Source organism: Kocuria sp. KSNUG (assembly GCF_049532735.1).
In the GTDB taxonomy this organism is placed as follows: Bacteria; Actinomycetota; Actinomycetes; order Actinomycetales; family Micrococcaceae; genus Kocuria; species Kocuria rhizophila.
The window spans coordinates 2,465,456-2,482,272 of record NZ_CP150981.1 but is presented as its reverse complement, the minus strand read 5'-3'; the positions used below and the strand labels follow the sequence as shown (position 1 = coordinate 2,482,272).

Sequence of the window (16,817 nt, the reverse complement as noted above, 5' to 3'; positions counted from 1 at the left end):
CCCCGGCGGAGCTTGGTGCCTGATCCGGTGCGCTACAGCCACCCGTTCCGGTCCGCCACGGCCGCCGCCTCGGCCCGGTTGGCCGTGCCCGTTTTGCCGATCGCGGAGGACAGGTGGTTGCGCACCGTCCCCGCCGAGAGGTGCAGCGCCCGGGCGATCTGCCCGGCGGACGCACCTCCCGAGGCCTCGCGCAGCACGTCCTGCTCCCGCGGCGTCAGGGGGTTGGGGCCGGCCAGCAGGGACTTCTCGGCCAGCGCCGGGTCGATCACCCGCAGCCCGGCGTGCACCCTCCGGATGCCCTCCGCGAGCTCCGACGCGGGGGTGTCCTTGACCACGAAACCGGACGCACCGGCGTCAAACGCGCGCCGCAGGTAGCCGGGACGGTCGAACGTGGTGACGATCAGGCAGCGCGTCCCACGCCCCGCGGCCACGATCCGTTTGGTGGCCTCCAGGCCGGTGAGCCCGGGCATCTCGATGTCCAGCAGGGCCACGTCCACGGGGAGATCTGCGGCGAGGGCCACCGCTTCCTGGCCGTCGGCGGCCTGGGCCACCACGGTGAGGTCAGGCTCCAGGTCCAGCAGGGCGGCCAGCCCGGCGCGCACGAGGGCCTGGTCGTCCGCGATCAGCACCCGGATCTCGCTCATGTCCGCGTCACCTCCACCACGGTTCCGCCCTCGGGGCTCCGCCGGACGGTCACCTCACATCCTGCCGCACGCGCCCGTTCCTTCATGCCGCGGATGCCGTTGCCCTCTCGCAGCGCCGGTTCGGCGGCACCGGCCGCCGTGCTCACCTCGTCTCCGGAGAACGACGCCGCCGCGTCGCCGCGGTCCCCGGCCCGCACCGGCCGCTGCCTGTCCAGGCCTGCGTGCCCCACCCCGTTCCGTGGGGGCGCATCTGCTGCGGCGTCGTCCGTGCGCGGAGGGCTGGTCGAGGGCGCCGCGTCGGCTGGGCGAGCGACGGTGTCGGTCCGCGCAGAGTGGCGAGAGGAGGCACCACCGGCCCGTGCGCCGTCATCCGCGATGCGCAGGGACGAGCCGGTGAGCGTCACGCGGCAGTGCGCGGCACCCGAGTGGCGGACCACGTTGGTCACGGCCTCGCGCAGGATCCAGGCGAACGCGGAACGGGTGGCGGCGTCCAGGGGCGGGACCGAGGACGGCAGGTGCGGGGTGATCCCGGCGGCGCGCAGGGCCGCGCGCGCCTGGACGAGCTCGACGCCCAGGTCCAGGTCCCGCAGCTTGCCGACCGTGGCGCGCACGTCCGTGAGGGCTTCGCGGGACAGCGCCAGGACGTCGTCCAGCTCGGCGACGGCGCGCTGCGGGTCCGTCTCCACGAGCCGCTGGGCGAGCTGGGCCTTGACGGTGATCACCGTGAGGGAGTGGCCCAGGATGTCGTGGACGTCCCGGCCCACGGCCTCGCGCTGGCGGGAGACCTCGAGCTCGCGGGCCAGGCGTTCGTGGGTCTCCGAGCGCTCCACGGCAAAACGGGAGATCAGGATGATCAGCGCGGACGGGACCAGGCCGAACAGCGGCCAGAACCACTGCTCCCGGAGGAGCAGCGTGAGCAGCGGAACCAGGGCGGCCGCCTCGATCAGGAGCGCGGCCAGGATGCCCTGGCGCAGGGACAGCCGGAACGCGCACACGGCCACGAAGAACGGCGCCATGTAGGTGATGCCCCACGGGGAGGCCGGCAGCAGCAGGGTGAGCGGCACCAGCAGGATCAGGCACCACAGCGCGGCGTTGCCCGGCACACTCAGGCGCGGGACCAGGATCTGCCGGATCCAGGAGAACGTGTAGAGCCCGGCGAAGAGCACCAGTCCGAGCAGTCCCAGGGCAGTGGCCCAGACCGACTCGTCGCTCTGCAGCAGGGCCGCGGCGGGAAAGACGAGGAACACGAGCCAGACGGTGGCGAACAGCAGGTCGGACCAGTCGTGCTCGGGCTCCTCGGTGCGTGGGTGCGGGGCGGTCCGAGTGGGGGTGCTCATCGGCGGGCCGTGGACGTCCGGGAGGCCAGCAGCGCGATGATCCCGAACACGGCGGCCCAGGCCACGGCGTTGACCACGAGCCACAGCAGGCTGTCGGTCTGCGGGGCACCGCCCATGGTGGCCACCTCACCTTCGGTCACGGGATAGCGGGCGATCCCCACGATTCCATACATGGGGGTGAACCGGGCGATGGCCAGCATCCCGCCGGAGAGCGGCATGAACACGTTGCCGAAGAACGCGAAGACCACCAGGGCGCCGGAGGCGGCACCCACGGCGGTGTCCGAGCGGAAGATCAGGCCCGCGGCCAGCCCGTAGAGGGCGAAGACCACGGAGACCACCACGCACAGCACGGCGGCCAGCAGCCAGCGCCAGAGGTCGTCCATCGAGGCGTTGGTGAACGCCCCCACCAGGAACACGATGACCACGGGCAGCACGGCGATCAGCAGGGCCACCACCACCTTGGTGGCCGCGTAGCCGCCCGTGCCCATGGGGGTCAGCGCGAGCTGCCGGCCCCAGCCCTGCAACCGTTCCACGGCCGCGCCGGCGGAGATGGCGGTGGTGGCGGTGACGGCCCCGTAGACGGCCATGGACACCATCACGTACGCGGAGACGTTGCCCCCGGGCAGGCGGGCGTCGGACCAGCCCTGCGCCGCGCCGAACAGGATGTACAGCACGGCGGGAAGCAGGGCCACGAACACGAGGTTGGGGATCGCGCGGACGTTCCGCAGGACGTCGTGGGCGGTGTAGGTCAGGGACATGACGGTCTCCTCGGGATGGATCGGGGTCGGGGTGCGGTTCAGGGGGTGCAACGGGGATCGGGGCGGCGGATCGGCGCGCTCGCGGTGCGCAGGCCGTGACGGCGGCGCGACGGCGGATGCACGCGGGAGAGAGCCGCGTCCGCGGTGGCGCATTCCGTCGCGCGCATGCACGGGGAGTGCGGGGCTTTGTGCCCCGCTGAGAATGCGCGGCGGGCCAGTGGGGCGTCGGTGCGTCCCCGCCCGCGGTGCGCCGCGCGGGCTCACGCGGCGGCGTCGTCGTGCTGGACCAGCGCGGCGAACGCCTCGTCCAGACCGCCGCGGGAGATCTCCAGGGCGCTCGCCGGGGTGCGGGTCAGCAGCTCGCGGGCGAGGGCGTCCGCGTCCTCGGTGCGCAGGTGCACGCGGGACTCCGAGCGGCGCGAGACGGTGGCGCCCGCGAACTCGGGCAGCGGTTCGCCGGCCGGCCACACGAAGGAGACGGTGTGGTGCCGGGACGTGGAGCGCAGCTCGTCCACGGAGCCGTCGAACGTGACGCGCCCGGCGTCCATCAGGACGATCCGCTCGGCGACGTCCTCCGCCTCCTGGAGGTAGTGCGTGGCGAACACGACCGTGAGCCCGCGCTCCGTCTCGGCGCGCATCGCGTCCCAGAACTCGGTGCGGGACTGCACGTCCATGCCCGCGGTCGGCTCGTCCAGCACGAGCAGCTCGGGGCGCGGGAGCAGGGCCAGGGCGAAGCGGACGCGCTGCTGCTGTCCGCCCGAGCACTTGGCCACCTTCCGGCGCGCGAACGACGCCGCCCCCGCCCGTTGCAGCGCCTCGTCCACGGGCAGGGGGTCCGGGTAGAGGGACGCGATCATGGTCACGGTCTCGCGCACGCTCAGGTCCGCGAGCAGCCCGCCCACCTGCTGCACCGCGCCCACCTTCCCGTGGGCCACGGCCGCGCGCGGGCGCTCGCCGCACACGCTCACCTCCCCGGAGGTGGGCTCGCTCATGCCGAGCACCATGTCCAGCAGGGTCGTCTTCCCCGCGCCGTTCGGCCCCAGCAGGGCGACGACGCCGCCGCGCGGGATCTCCAGCGAGACACCCTGGACGGCGCGGACCGTCTCGGAACGTGTACGAAAGGTCTTGACGGCGTCCTGCACCTGGATGGCGGGGGAGTGGGGCTGCGGTGGGTGTGTGGTGTTCATGGGTTCAGGTTCCCGTGCGGCGGGGCCGCGCTGAACTGCGGATTGTCACGAGTGGGACGTGACATGTGTCAGGGGTGGGGGTGCGGGAGGGTGCCGCAAACCGCACGGGCCCGGTGCTCTGCGTGGACACGGCACGCTGGGGCCGCCGGGGCCTCGCGCCGGGCGGGATCGTGGGTGGGGACGGCACGGTGGTGCGGTGGCGCGCGGAGTTGCGTGGCGGCGTCGTCGGACGGCCCCGGTAAGATGGCGGACCGTGGCTCTTACTATTGGAATCGTCGGTCTGCCGAACGTCGGAAAATCAACCCTGTTCAACGCGCTCACGCGCAACACGGTGCTCGCCGCGAACTATCCGTTCGCGACCATCGAGCCGAACGTGGGCGTGGTGAACCTGCCGGACGAGCGGCTGGACAAGCTCGCGGAGCTGCACGGCTCGCAGAAGATCGTGCCGGCAACGGTGTCCTTCGTGGACATCGCGGGCATCGTGAAGGGCGCGTCCGAGGGGGAGGGGCTGGGCAACCAGTTCCTGGCGAACATCCGTGAGGCGCACGCGATCGCCCAGGTCATCCGCGTGTTCGACGATCCGGACGTGATCCACGTGGACGGCAAGATCGACCCGGCCTCGGACCGCGAGACCATCAACACCGAGCTGATCCTTGCGGACCTGCAGACGCTGGAGAACGCGATCCCCAAGCTGGAGAAGCAGGTCAAGATCAAGAAGGGCTCACCGGAGCAGCTCGCGGCGTACCAGGCCGCGGAGAAGGTGCTGGCGGAGGGCCGCACGATCTTCGAGGCCGCTGGGCCCGAGAAGCTGGACACCGACAACCTGCGTGAGCTGAACCTGCTCACGGCCAAGCCGTTCATCTACGTGTTCAACGCGGACGAGGGCGTGCTGTCCTCGCCGGAGCGTCAGGCCGAGCTGGAGGCGCTGGTGGCGCCGGCGCAGTGCGTGTTCCTGGACGCGAAGCTGGAGGCGGATCTGGTGGAGCTCTCCGAGGAGGAGGCCCGCGAGATGCTGGAGATGGAGGGCCAGGAGGAGTCCGGCCTGGACAAGCTGGCCCGCGTGGGCTTCTCCACCCTGGGCCTGCAGACCTACCTCACCGCCGGCCCCAAGGAGGCCCGCGCGTGGACCATCAACCAGGGCGACACCGCCCCCAAGGCCGCTGGAGTGATCCACTCGGACTTCGAACGGGGCTTCATCAAGGCGGAGATCGTCTCTTACGACGACCTCATGGAGGCCGGGTCGATGGCCGAGGCCAAGGCTCACGGCAAGGTCCGGATGGAGGGCAAGGAGTACGTGATGCAGGATGGGGACGTGGTTGAATTTAGATTCAATGTATAACTCAAGCACTAATGAGGGGTCACTGATCTTCTAATGTACAGTCTAATCATGGGCCCAACGAAGTTGGTCGATTCAGTGGACGCCGACCGAGTTCTGGAGCATACGGAGAAGAGCCTAGTTGGACTTTTTCGCACTGATTCGAGCGAGAGTTCCATTAACTGGGAGGCCCTTCTCAAGCTTCCTGTCCTCCTCATGCCAGAGACTCAAAATGCTCGGGTGGAGCAGGTGGCGCGAGTCGGCAGCGTTTCTAAGCTTCGGAAGGAGGCGAAGGGCTATGAGTATACCTTCGTGCCTGACCTTGAAATAGAACCCATTCCGACATCTGTGATCGAGGCGCATGCTGAGACATTCCAAATTGACGCGGAGCGTTGGGAATTTTCTCGCACGCATTGGGCTGTCAAGAATGTTGATCTTTACAAAGTTCTGGTGCGCCTTCGACTGGTCGGTGGCGACGGTGCAAGCGCGAACCTCGGGGGCGAAATCTCCGGCCCCATCCGTGGAGCCGAAGCCTCCAATGAAGGAGTTCCGACTCTATTCATAGGGTCGTCCGGGGAGGGGGTTGCGGTGGCGCGCGCCCTCCAGGCCCTACTGGATCAAGCCCTTGAGTGTACGGTGTGGGATCAAGGTGTATTTGCGTCAGGAGCGTCAAGCCTCACGAATTTAATTTCCCGTGCAAAATCTGCGGATTATGCCGCTCTGATACTTTCGCCTGACGACGTCGTCGTGACTAGAGGTATGGTTGGTGATACGCCGCGGGACAATGTGATATTTGAACTAGGTCTCTTCATGGGAGTGCTGAGCCCCGAGCGGGTCTTTATGTTGCTTCCACGTGAAAAGCCGACGAGGTTGCCCTCGGATTTGGCTGGCATCACCTATCTTACCTATCAGGCGAATCGTAGCGACTCGAATCTACGGGCAGCGCTCGGACCCTCTGCCTTAGACATCTCGGAGCGCGCCAAATCGCTTGGTCGCCGCTAGTAGAGCCCAGGTTCCTGGATGTGCAGTGAATGGCCAGGCGGGCGCGAGTGTTTTGTGATCCGGATGTCTCTAGGAAGTGAAACCCGGGGAGCTGCCAGCAACTCAGAGGGCAAGCGCCTGTGCTGGTTGCGCGATCAACTTGGGCCGCGCTTCGGTGATGGCTTGATTCCCGGGTCGGGTCCAACGGCTTACCGGGGCCGACGCTTTGGCGTCGTGCCACCCGCCTTGCTCGGTCTCAGACGCGCGAACCGCCGGGTGCCGGTCGGGAACAGGGTATCTGTGGCATAAGCGTTGTCCGGAATGTGGTGGAGTTTAGATTCAACGTATAGGCTCAGGAGATAAGATATGAATTGGTGGGAGCCGCTGATCTCGCTAGGGTCGGCAATCCTGGGTGCTTTTGTCGGCGGTTTCTTTGTTCACAGACTCACAATGCTGCGGGAAGCCATTGGTGCCAGACGGACTCAGAGGATAGCCTTTCTGCTAGACGCTTACCGTAAACTGATCGATGCATCAGAACGGGATCCTCTGACTCCGCAACGTCGAGATAATCTTGAGGGAGCGCTCGCAGACGTCATGCTTTTGGGTGGCGTGCAGGAAATCCGAGCCGCGAATCGATTCCAGCAAGATTTTGTGGGAAGAAATAATTCCTCCCTTATGCCTGTTATCGAGAGTCTGAGAAAGAGCCTTCGTGAGGAGTTGGATCTCCCTGAGGTGGCTCTACCAAGGCAATTCAACTTTCGTCTTAAGCTCAAGGATGATGAAGGACCAGTTTCTCACGGAAATATGCCAGCGACTGAGGTAGACGCCATTTTGGGCGACGGAGCCAATCTCTTGCGTCAGATCAATAACGCACAGAAATCCAAAACAGGTCGAGAACTTACCGATGTACGACGGCAGCAATTAGCAGACGTGTATGGGCGATTTGCAGGGGTCGACCATAAGTGCGTTCTGTGGGTGGACGATAACGAGGACTGGATCCAGGCCGAACGAACTATGCTAGAGGCGGCGGGCGTCTCGACGGTTTGGGCTCCGAATACTGAGTGTGCGTTGGAACTGCTGACCGGAAATAACTTCCAGGCCATCATTTCAGATATGGCAAGGGATGAGGGTGCGCAGGAAGGGTTCACTTTACTCGATGCAGTGAGGCAGCGCGGCGACAGTACACCGTTCATCGTGTACTCGGGAATAGATTCGTCGGATTTTGCTCGAGCCATACAGGACCGAGGCGGTCAGGGGGCGACGAATGACCCAAGCCGCCTTTTTGAACTGGTAATGAATGAGCTGTCCCGGTAAGTGGATTTGAGCAAACTCGTATTGGGGTCTGGCCTTGGACTTCGCGATTATAAATTTTCCGGTCAGATGCTCGGCGCCAGAGTGAGAAACCGGCCGCGGCCGGTCACTGTTGACTCGGTGTGGGTTCGGACTTATTGCTTCTTGAGACCGCAAGGTGAAAAGCACGCGAAGAAGGTTGTTTCTCCGTCGCGCTCAAGGTGCAACTGGCTTGTCGGGTAGCCTCTTGTTCCATGGCCCATCGTTGGCCGCCCCGTACCCCCGCGGAGGTGCGTCACCAAGTAATTTGGCGACTACTGGCACCAACAACGGGACCGATCGCCGAGTCTTACGCGACGAAGACGCCATGAGCGTTTTTGAGGAATCATGGTGGCGGGTCTAGAACTATCGTGGCGTGTCGCGTTTCCGGGTTCTCTCGGATGCCCAGTGACCACAGATCGCGGAGTTGTTGCCGCGCCGAGGGGCAAGCCGGGCCGGGAGTTCTCCGACGCACGCACGATGGTCGAGGGCATCGTATCTCGCTACTGCACCGGCATCGCGCGGCCCGGTCTGCCCGAGGTGTCCGGGCTGTTGCAATTGGTATGGACGTGCCACTGGTGCTTGGCGGTGGAGCGAACCTGTGATCCGGTCATACGGTGGGGAAGATGTGCGGGTCAATCTGCCGATGCCGTCCTGGGCCGTGTCCACTTGGCTTTTTCTCGTTTCCCCGTCCTTGATGCGCTGTGATCTTGGATGGGGCGCTCCCTGCTCAGTGCTCCGTCGCTAAAAAGCCCAGGTCGCATGGTTGTTTCGCCTCTTGCCGAAATCGCTCGCGGGCCCGTAGACACATCGGTAGTTTGGCTACGTAACGTGGTGAAGTTCCGGTTCAACGTGTGACCGGAGCAACCTTCTGAGTGTGATCAAATTCCGCCCCCCTCAGGAGGTCCGCCCTTGCTGGCTTGCTGCGGCGCTCGCCCAGTGGCCGCCGGGGGGGGGGCGTCCCCACAACCGAGCCGGGACCAGAGTTACTCGAACGCAGGGTGTGTGGTTCTCGACCCCATCTGGTCGAAGCGCGATGTCGTTCAAGGCGACCGATTTCGTGGCCGCTTGACGGGGTTCTGATGATTTCAGAGCAGGCGTTTCGATTAGTTCCCCACCTGCCAACGCTATGACTCGGCCATGTCGCACACCCGTCGCATCGTGTATTTGGAACTGGATAATTTTTTTTGCGAGGTGGCAGCCCTCCCCCGGGACGGCTCCAAAGCGGTGGGCAAGCCCGTGACGGCGGACCAGTGAGTGCCGTGGGCGGGCAGTTCCTTCTGACCGGCAGTGCGAGTCCACAGGACGGAACCGTGCAGCACTTGGGAGCCGGTTCGGATTGGCCGCCTGCGCGTGCGGCCGATGACGCGCGCTGAGAGTGGTCTGGTCACACCGACCGTGAGGCTGGCTGCTGTTCTGGCTGGACATTATGCGATCCAGAGCGAGTCACCGCTTGGGCTGCCTGAATACGTGGATGAGATCGTTGCCTCGAGTTTTCCGGGGATGAGCAGCTTGGGCCCCCGCGCCTGGGGCTTGCAGCTCGACTCCTATCTGCGCAACGCGGTGGAGCGTGACGTGCCAGAGCAGGGCCTGGCCGTCCGTCGACCCGAAGCCATGATGGCCTGGTTGCGTGCCTACGCTTCCGCCAGCTCGACGACGGCGAGCTACTCCCAGATCCTGGACGCCGCGACACCTGGTCACAGTGAGAAGCCGGCACGGGCGACCGCCGAGTCCTACCGCCAGGTGCTGGCCTCCTTGTGGCTTTTAGACCCTGTGCCAGCCTTAAGCCCGGCTGGCAGTCGACTGACTTGCCTCGGGCAGGCGCCGAAGCACCACCTAGCAGATCCTGCTCTAGCAGCTCGCCTCCTCGGCCTGAGCGCTGACGCACTGCTGGGCGGAAAGGGGGAGCCACTTCGTCCCCAGGCGGGTTCCATGCTGAGGATGCTTTTCGAGTCGCTGGCGACGCTGTGCCTTAGTGTCGCCGCGCAGGCGGCGGAGGCCGACATCACACGCTTGCGTACGGGCAACGGCGACCACGAGGTGGTCCTCGTCGTCGCGGGGCCCGACGGCGGAGTCGTCGGTGTAGAGGTAAAACTCGCGGCGGCTGTCAGCGACTGCGATGGCAAGCACCTGCGCTGGCTGCGCGACCGGCTGGGATCGCGTTTCGTGGACGGTTTGATCATCACGACCGGTCCAACTGTCGATAGGCAGAGGGACGGTATTGCCGTGGTGCCCTTGGCCCTGTTCGGCCCCTGAGCGATGAATTGGCCTGAGCAGAATCGTCTGAGGGCTCGGCGGGGAATCGCGTTCATCGAGTAGCGTGGGTGGCACGCGGCACGAGGCGGATTAATGGAGGTGCGGACAATGTCGGACTCATCGACTGCTGCTGTGCCTGACCTGATCGAACCGATCCATCCGGGAGAAGTCCTGATGGAGGACTTCATTGAAGGATTCGGCGTCACGCAGAACAAGCTCTCCGTCTCCATCGGGGTGCCTCCCCGGCGGATCAATGAGATTGTGCACGGCAAGCGGGGGATCACTGCGGACACAGCCCTCCGCCTGGCACGGTATTTCGGGACATCGGCCGAGTTCTGGCTCAATCTGCAGAGCCGCTGCGAGTTGGACTGCGCGGAGGACCGCGCGGGAGAGCAAATCGCGGCGATTACCCCTCTTGCCGTTGCATGACTCCTGCTCTGCCTCGTGCGGCCAACCCTGGAGGACCAGGGCCGTAGTATTCCCTCGCCTCGGCATCGTCCCCAGTGAGGGAGGCTCATGCCTGATCGCCGTCATGCGGACCACGCCATGATGTCGACTGGTACCATAAATGGGTACCAGTCGGCATAGGGAAGGTGCTCCATGTCCATCAGCGCAAGCGAGGCCCGCAAGACTCTCTTCCCGCTCATCGAGCGCGTGAACGGGGACCAGGAAGCGGTCGAGATCGTTTCTCGGAAGGGCAACGCGGTGCTCATGCCCGCCGACGAGTACGCGGCGTGGCAGGAGACCGCCTACCTGTTCCGGTCGCCGTCGAACGCCCGCAGGCTGCTCGACGCCTACGATCGTGCCCGTGCCGGGAAGACCCAGGTCCACGAGCTCGACCGTTCCCACGAGTCGGCCCGCCAGGCGCGGGACGTCTAAATGCGGCTGGTCTGGGATGAGGCCGCCTGGGAGGACTACACGTACTGGCAGACCGCCGACCGGAAAATTCTCAAGCGGATCAACCTGCTCATCGATGCCTGCCTGCGCGAGCCGTTCGAGGGCATCGGCAAACCCGAGCAGCTGAAATATGGGGCGCAGGGCTCGTGGTCCCGGCGCATCAACGAGGAGCACCGGCTCGTCTACCTCGTGGCTGGCGGGGATCTGGTGATCTTGCAGGCTCGCTACCACTACTGAGCCGGGCTGAACTGTCATTGTTCGGATCAGCCGTTCCGGTGACCTTGTTGCCGACATCCAAGGCGAATCTATGGGAAGCCCGCGAGGCGTGCCCGACCATTCACTGGTGAGGAATGTTGCCGTGCCCGATGAAGCCCTGTTCCTTCGTACATTGCGACAGTCGGACGCCTCAGCCGTGTTCGGGGCCTTCGCCTCCAACCTCGACATGGCCCGTCAGAGCGTGGTCACCACGGCCGAGGAAGCGTCGGCGTACGTCGCCCGCCTAGTGGACCCGGGGTCACCCCATGAACCCTGGGCCGTTGTCGAGTCGAACGCACTGATCGGCCTCGTCTGTATCACGGTGGACGAGGACAACAGGAACGGCTGGTTCTGGTACTGGATGACAGACCGGGCGCGCGGCAGGGGAGTGATGAGCCGAGTGGGCCCTCGAGGAGCGCGGAGTGGAACGCCTCGAACTCGGCCACCGCGTCAACAACCCGGCCTCCGGCGTCGTCGCGAGAAGAGCTGGTTTTGTCAAGGAAGGAACCCAACGCGGGAAATTCCTGGTGGACGGAGAACGCCTCGACGTCGACACCTACGGGCGGCTGAAAACCGATTCTCGCCCTGCCTTTTACGCGCTTCCCCTGACTCTTGTCGAACGGTGACGGGAATCACCAGACCGGTTGCCTCCACATGACCAGGGAACACTATTTCCCCTGGCCCCAGTCCTAGAATTGATGTGAAACAGGTGTTTCACGCCAGGGCGATTCTCGGAGGCTGTCATGCCCAGCAAGAAGGTTGATCCAACAACTGATTCCACATCCATGAGTCACGAAACCAAGTCCATGCTCTGGAAGTTCGGGCTCATGCTCCTCGTGGGGGCGGTGATCTACTTCATCCCCGCGCCGGAGGGCGTGGACCCCCGTGGCATGCACATGCTCGGCATCTTCGTCGCGACCATCCTGGGGCTCATCCTGCAGCCCCTGCCCACCCCGTCGGTGGCGCTGATCGGTCTGGCCACGGCCATGATCACCGGCGCCATGGACGTCAAGAGCGGGGAGGCCCTGAGTGGGTTCTCCAACTCCGCCGTGCTGCTGATCGTCGCGGCGTTCTTCATCGCGGACGGCTTCCTGCTCACCGGGCTGGGGCGCCGCGTGGCCCTGATGTTCCTCACGGTCCTGGGCAAGTCGCCCCTGGGCATCGCCTACGGCATGGCCGTCACGGACCTCCTGCTCGCTCCGGCCACGCCATCCAACACGGCGCGCGCGGGTGGTGTGATCTACCCGATCGTCCGCTCCGTCGCCGAGGTTCAGGACTCCACCCCGGACACCGACGAGTCCCGACGCCGCCTGGGTTCCTACCTGACCTTCACCGCAGCCCACGTCAACGTGATCACCAGCGCCATGTTCATCACCGCCATGGCCGGCAACCCGCTGGCCGTGGACGCCGCCGCCGATCTCGGTGTGGAGATCTCCTGGGGCCAGTGGGCCCTCGCCGCCCTGGTCCCCGGCCTGGTCAGCCTGGCCCTCGTGCCGTGGCTGCTCATGAAGATCTACCCGCCCACGCTCAAGGAGACTCCGGAAGCCCCGGCCATGGCGCGCCGTGATCTGGACACCATGGGCTCCATGACCCGCGGCGAGATCGTGATGGCCTGCACCTTCGTGCTGCTGCTCCTGCTGTGGGTCTTCGGCACGTTCCTGGGCGTCAGCGCCACCGCCGCAGCGTTCGTGGGCATCGCCATCCTGCTGCTGACCAAGGTGCTCACCTGGGACGACATGGCCAAGAACGCCTCCGCCTGGAACACCTTCATCTTCTTCGCCGTGCTCGTGGGCATGGCCGAGAACCTCAACAACCTGGGCGTCATCGACTGGATCGGTTCCGTGGTCTCCGGCCTGGTGGGCGGAATGCCCTGGGTCCTGGCCTTCGCGATCCTCGCGCTCGTGTACTTCTACGCGCACTACATGTTCGCCTCGAACACCGCGCAGATCGTCGCGATGTACGGCGTGTTCCTGGGCGCGGCGATCGCGGCCGGCACCCCGCCGATGTTCGCGGCCCTCGCACTCGGCTTCATCGGCAACCTCTTCGGCGCCATCACCCACTACGCCTCCGGTCCGTCCGGCGTGGTCTACGGCTCCGGGTACGTCAAGGTGTCCGAGTGGTTCAAGATCGCCTTCATCATGTCCGTGGCGATCATCATCATCTGGACCGTGGTGGGCAGCGCCTGGATGTGGCTGCTCGGCAGCTTCGCGGTGTAGCCCTCACCTCAACCCCACCCCGTACGACGACGCTCGGTGCCCTCCCAGGGGCGCCGAGCGTCGTCGACCCGGCAGTCAGGGGTGGCAGCACAGAACGAGCGCCGTGCACGGGGCACGGCGCTCGTTCTGCGTCTCCGGTAGAGCGGGGGTCAGTCGTCCTTGTTGCGCAGCACCTGCCGCAGCTTCTCCCGGTTGAGCCCGGCGATCGCGGTGATCGGGATGCCCGCCGGGCACACCTCCGCACACTCGCCGTACACGGAGCACGGGCCGAACTCCTCCTCGGCCGCGCGCGTGATGCCCTTGGCGCGACGGCTGCGCTCCTTCTGGCTGGAGGGCAGCGTGGCCAGGTGCATGGTCTTGGACCCGGCGAACAGCTGGGCGGAGCCGTTGGGGCACGCGGCCACGCACGCACCACAACCGATGCACGCGGCCAGGTCCAGGGCCCACTCGGCGGACTCGTGGGTCACGGGGATGGCGTCCGCGTCCGGGGCCGTGCCCACCGCGGTGGACACGAAGCCCCCGGCCTCGATGACCCGGTCCAGGGCGCTGCGGTTCACGGCCAGGTCCTTGACCACGGGGAACGCCCCGCTGCGGAACGGCTCGAGCTGCACGGTGGCCCCGTCCTCAAAGGAGCGCAGGTGCTGTCGGCACGAGGGGGTCTTGGCCTGCGGGCCGTGCGGCCTGCCGTCCACGGTCACCCCGCACGCCCCGCAGATGCCCTCGCGGCAGTCCGAGTCGAACGCCACGGGGTCCTCACCGCGGGCCACGAGGTCGTCGTTGAGCTTGTCGAGCGCTTCGAGCAGGGAGAACTCCGGCCCGACGTCCTCCAGCGGGTACTCGACGAAGTGCCCGTCCTCCGCACCGGATTCCTGTCGCCAGACTTTCAGCGTGAGTTTCATGAGGATGGTCCTCTCATCGGTAGTCGCGGGTCTCGGGCGTGACGCTCGGGAATTCGAGGTGCTCCTGGTGGCGCACGTAGCGCGGGCCGGGCGCGGCGGCGTCGTCTGACCCGACACGCTCCCAGGCCGAGGCGAAGAGCCAGTGGGCGTCGTCGCGCTGAGCCTCGCCGGTCTCCGTCTGGTGCTCCTCCCGGAAGTGCGCCCCGCAGGACTCGTCCCGGTCCAGCGCGTCGAGGCACATGAGCTCGGCCATGTCCAGGTAGTCGGCCACGCGGCCGGCCCGTTCGAGCTCCTGGTTGAAGGCGTCCGGGCGTCCCTGCACGCGCAGGTCCCTCCAGAACTCCTCGCGCAGCGCGCGGATGCCCTCCAGGCCCTCGGCCAGACCCTCTGCGGAGCGGGTGACACCGCACTTCGCGTAGAGCAGGTCGCCCAGGCGGCGGTGGAAGCGCTCCGGGCCCTGGGTGCCACGGATGTCGATCAGCGCCTGCACGTCGGCCTCGGCCTCGGCAACCGCGGCGCGCACGACGTCGTCGTCCACCGACAGGCGCGGCTTGCCGAGCAGCGGGGCCAGGTAGTTCGGCACGGAGTAGGGGAGCGTGAACCAGCCGTCCACGCACGCCGAGAGCAGGGAGTTCGCGCCCAGGCGGTTCGCGCCGTGGTAGCCCCAGCCGGCCTCGCCGCCCACGAAGAGCCCCGGGATGGAGGTCATCATGTCGTAGTCGTTCCACAGCCCACCCATGGCGAAGTGCGCGCCCGGGGCGATCCGCATGGGCTCCACGTACGGGTCCTCACCCGTGACGTCCGAGTACATCTCGAAGAGGTTGCCGTAGCGCTCCGCGATGACCTTCTTGCCGAGCCGCTCGATCGCGTCCCGGAAGTCCAGGTACACGGAGTTCTTCAGGGGCCCGACGCCGCGGCCCGAGTCGATCTCTGCGCGCGCCGCACGGCTGGCGACGTCGCGGGGCGTGAGGTTGCCGAACGCCGGGTACTTGCGCTCCAGGTAGTAGTCGCGCTCATCCTCGGGGATGTCGTTGGGGGCGCGCTCGTCCCCGGGCTCCACCGGGACCCAGATCCGCCCGTCGTTGCGCAGGGACTCGCTCATCAGGGTGGTCTTGGACTGCCACTCGCTGGAGACCGGAAGTGCTGTGGGGTGGAACTGGATGAAGCACGGGTTGGCGAACAGCGCACCACGCCGGTGGGCGCGGAACGCGGCCGTGACGTTCGAGTTCTTGGCGAGCGTGGAGCGGAAGTACACGTTGCCGTAGCCGCCGGTGGCCAGCACCACGGCGTCGGCCGTGACGGCGGAGATCGTGCCGGTGACCAGGTCCCGCACCACGATGCCCTGGGCGCGGCCGTCCGCGACGATCAGGTCCAGCATCTCCGTGCGGGTGTGCAGGTTCACCTGGCCCGTGGAGACCTGCCGCAGCAGCGCCTGGGCGGCCGCGACCTGCAGCTGCTGGCCCGTCTGCCCACGGGTGTAGTAGGTGCGGGAGACCTGCACGCCACCGAACGAGCGGGTGGCCAGCTGGCCGCCGTACTCGCGGGCGAAGGGCGCGCCGATCGCGTTCATGTGGTCGATGACCCGGACGCTCTCCTCGGCCAGGCGCCAGGCGTCCGCCTCGCGGCCCCGGAAGTCGCCACCCTTGACGGTGTCCTTCACGAACCGGGCCACGGAGTCGTTGTCCACCTTGCGGGCACGGGCCGCGTTGATGCCGCCCTGGGCCGCCACGGAGTGGGCGCGGCGGGGAGCGTCGTGGAAGGTGAAGGCCTCCACGTTGTAGCCCAGCTCTCCCAGTGCCGCCGCCGCGCCGCCGCCGGCCAGCCCGGTGCCCACCACGATCACGGTGAACTTGCGCCGGTTCAAGGGAGACACGAGGCGGTAGTGCAACCGGCGGTCCGCCCAGATCTCGGAGGCGGGGACCTCTGCGGACAGGCCGGGCAGGTCGGAGCCCACGGTGCGCAGCTCGTCGAGAAGGGCCTGGGGCGTCGAAGAAGCCGTCATCACTGAATCACTCCCAGAAGAACCATGATGGGGATGGAGATGTTGCCCACGCAGATGGCGATCGCCACCAGCCCGGCCACCCAGGCCGCGATCTGACGCAGCCGCTTGCCGGTGGCGCCCAGGTCGTTGGCGGCGGTCCACGTGCCGTGGGCCACGTGGACGGTCAGCACCAGCATGGTGAGCATGTAGAAGCCGGCCACCAGCGGACGCTGGAAGCTGGCCACGAGGTTGGCGTACGCGGAACCGGCCTCGAACGAGTCCGTGGCGGCGGGCTGCACGCCCAGCGTGAGGTCGAGGATGTGGAAGATCACGAACAGCAGGATCACGATGCCGGTGCCCAGCATGGATCGGGCCATCCAGGCCTCACCGCGGGTCAGGCCGGAGCGCCGGAACTTGCCCCGGGCGCGGCGGGCGCGGGTCCACAGCAGCAGGCCGCACCCGAGGTGCAGTGCCAGGCTGATCAGCAGGACCACCCGCAGGATCCAGAGCATGCCCTCGTAGGGCAGTAGCGGCATGGCGATCTCGCGCAGCCAGTGCGCGTAGTGGTCAAATTCTTCCTGCCCGCGGTAGATGTGCAGGTTGCCGTACATGTGGACGAACACGAATCCCACGAAAATGAGCCCGGTGACGGCCATCGTGGTTTTCGCCGCGAAGTTCGACACCGGCAGGCGTCTGCCCGGTGTGGAAGATGTCCGGTGGTCTCGGTGCACAGTTGCCGTCATGATCGCCCCTCGTCAGTGC

General features: G+C 66.5%; 16 protein-coding genes and 1 pseudogene. 10 read left to right on the top strand and 7 right to left on the bottom strand.

The annotated features are described in order from the left end of the window. Nucleotides 1-32: 32 nt before the first annotated feature. The 4 genes from AABM36_RS10855 to AABM36_RS10840 form a co-directional block, all read right to left on the bottom strand. A complete protein-coding gene (locus AABM36_RS10855) occupies nucleotides 33-644 on the bottom strand; it encodes a response regulator transcription factor (RefSeq protein WP_423446215.1) in 612 nt (203 codons plus the stop codon). Continuing rightward, on the bottom strand, nucleotides 641-1,981 hold the full coding sequence (locus tag AABM36_RS10850; RefSeq protein WP_423446213.1) for a sensor histidine kinase: 1,341 nt from the start codon (nucleotides 1,979-1,981) through the stop codon (nucleotides 641-643). Before AABM36_RS10850 ends, AABM36_RS10855 begins: the two co-directional genes overlap by 4 nt. Next, complete coding sequence (locus AABM36_RS10845) at nucleotides 1,978-2,739, bottom strand: ABC transporter permease (protein WP_423446211.1); 762 nt, start codon at nucleotides 2,737-2,739, stop codon at nucleotides 1,978-1,980. The genes AABM36_RS10850 and AABM36_RS10845 overlap by 4 nt, the downstream gene beginning before the upstream one ends. 260 nt (nucleotides 2,740-2,999) lie before the next feature. Continuing rightward, the gene (locus AABM36_RS10840) at nucleotides 3,000-3,926 is read right to left on the bottom strand and encodes an ATP-binding cassette domain-containing protein (protein WP_423446210.1); all 927 of its coding nucleotides are present in this window, start codon (nucleotides 3,924-3,926) and stop codon (nucleotides 3,000-3,002) included. Between the two features lie 253 nt (nucleotides 3,927-4,179). On the opposite strand from AABM36_RS10840, the gene ychF reads away from it, so the two are divergent. The 10 genes and pseudogenes from ychF (at nucleotide 4,180) to AABM36_RS10790 (ending at nucleotide 13,175) form a co-directional block, all read left to right on the top strand. Further along, a complete protein-coding gene (gene ychF / locus AABM36_RS10835; RefSeq protein ID WP_423446208.1) occupies nucleotides 4,180-5,265 on the top strand; it encodes a redox-regulated ATPase YchF in 1,086 nt (361 codons plus the stop codon). Nucleotides 5,266-5,313: 48 nt separating this feature from the next. Continuing rightward, on the top strand, nucleotides 5,314-6,243 hold the full coding sequence (locus AABM36_RS10830; RefSeq protein ID WP_423446206.1) for a TIR domain-containing protein: 930 nt from the start codon (nucleotides 5,314-5,316) through the stop codon (nucleotides 6,241-6,243). 345 nt (nucleotides 6,244-6,588) lie between these two features. Continuing rightward, entirely contained in the window at nucleotides 6,589-7,536 is a 948-nt protein-coding gene (locus tag AABM36_RS10825) for a response regulator (protein WP_423446204.1), read from the top strand. A gap of 1,485 nt (nucleotides 7,537-9,021) precedes the next feature. Next, nucleotides 9,022-9,807: a DUF4143 domain-containing protein gene (locus AABM36_RS10820; protein WP_423446202.1), complete on the top strand. Its 786-nt coding sequence runs from the start codon at nucleotides 9,022-9,024 to the stop codon at nucleotides 9,805-9,807. 108 nt (nucleotides 9,808-9,915) lie between these two features. Beyond that, entirely contained in the window at nucleotides 9,916-10,236 is a 321-nt protein-coding gene (locus AABM36_RS10815; protein WP_423446200.1) for a HigA family addiction module antitoxin, read from the top strand. A 171-nt stretch (nucleotides 10,237-10,407) separates the two neighbouring features. Then, nucleotides 10,408-10,686, top strand: a complete 279-nt coding sequence (locus AABM36_RS10810) for a type II toxin-antitoxin system Phd/YefM family antitoxin (RefSeq protein ID WP_423446198.1) — start codon at nucleotides 10,408-10,410, stop codon at nucleotides 10,684-10,686. After that, nucleotides 10,687-10,941, top strand: coding sequence for a Txe/YoeB family addiction module toxin (locus AABM36_RS10805; protein WP_423446196.1), 255 nt, complete (start codon nucleotides 10,687-10,689; stop codon nucleotides 10,939-10,941). A gap of 70 nt (nucleotides 10,942-11,011) precedes the next feature. Then, nucleotides 11,012-11,296, top strand: a pseudogene (locus AABM36_RS10800) (hypothetical protein); the annotation flags it as partial. Between the two features lie 85 nt (nucleotides 11,297-11,381). Beyond that, nucleotides 11,382-11,585 carry a GNAT family N-acetyltransferase gene (locus AABM36_RS10795; protein WP_423447964.1) on the top strand — a complete coding sequence of 68 codons (204 nt, stop codon included), beginning with the start codon at nucleotides 11,382-11,384 and terminating at the stop codon, nucleotides 11,583-11,585. A 159-nt stretch (nucleotides 11,586-11,744) separates the two neighbouring features. Further along, a complete protein-coding gene (locus AABM36_RS10790) occupies nucleotides 11,745-13,175 on the top strand; it encodes an anion permease (protein ID WP_423446194.1) in 1,431 nt (476 codons plus the stop codon). 149 nt (nucleotides 13,176-13,324) lie between these two features. On the opposite strand, the gene AABM36_RS10785 is transcribed toward AABM36_RS10790, so the two are convergent. The 3 genes from AABM36_RS10785 to AABM36_RS10775 are packed head-to-tail and all read right to left on the bottom strand — an operon-like array spanning nucleotide 13,325 to nucleotide 16,738. Beyond that, a complete protein-coding gene (locus AABM36_RS10785) occupies nucleotides 13,325-14,074 on the bottom strand; it encodes a succinate dehydrogenase/fumarate reductase iron-sulfur subunit (RefSeq protein WP_121566393.1) in 750 nt (249 codons plus the stop codon). Between the two features lie 13 nt (nucleotides 14,075-14,087). Further along, complete coding sequence (locus tag AABM36_RS10780) at nucleotides 14,088-16,076, bottom strand: fumarate reductase/succinate dehydrogenase flavoprotein subunit (protein ID WP_423446193.1); 1,989 nt, start codon at nucleotides 16,074-16,076, stop codon at nucleotides 14,088-14,090. Further along, the gene (locus AABM36_RS10775; RefSeq protein ID WP_423446191.1) at nucleotides 16,076-16,738 is read right to left on the bottom strand and encodes a succinate dehydrogenase cytochrome b subunit; all 663 of its coding nucleotides are present in this window, start codon (nucleotides 16,736-16,738) and stop codon (nucleotides 16,076-16,078) included. The genes AABM36_RS10780 and AABM36_RS10775 overlap by 1 nt, the downstream gene beginning before the upstream one ends. Nucleotides 16,739-16,817: the final 79 nt, after the last annotated feature.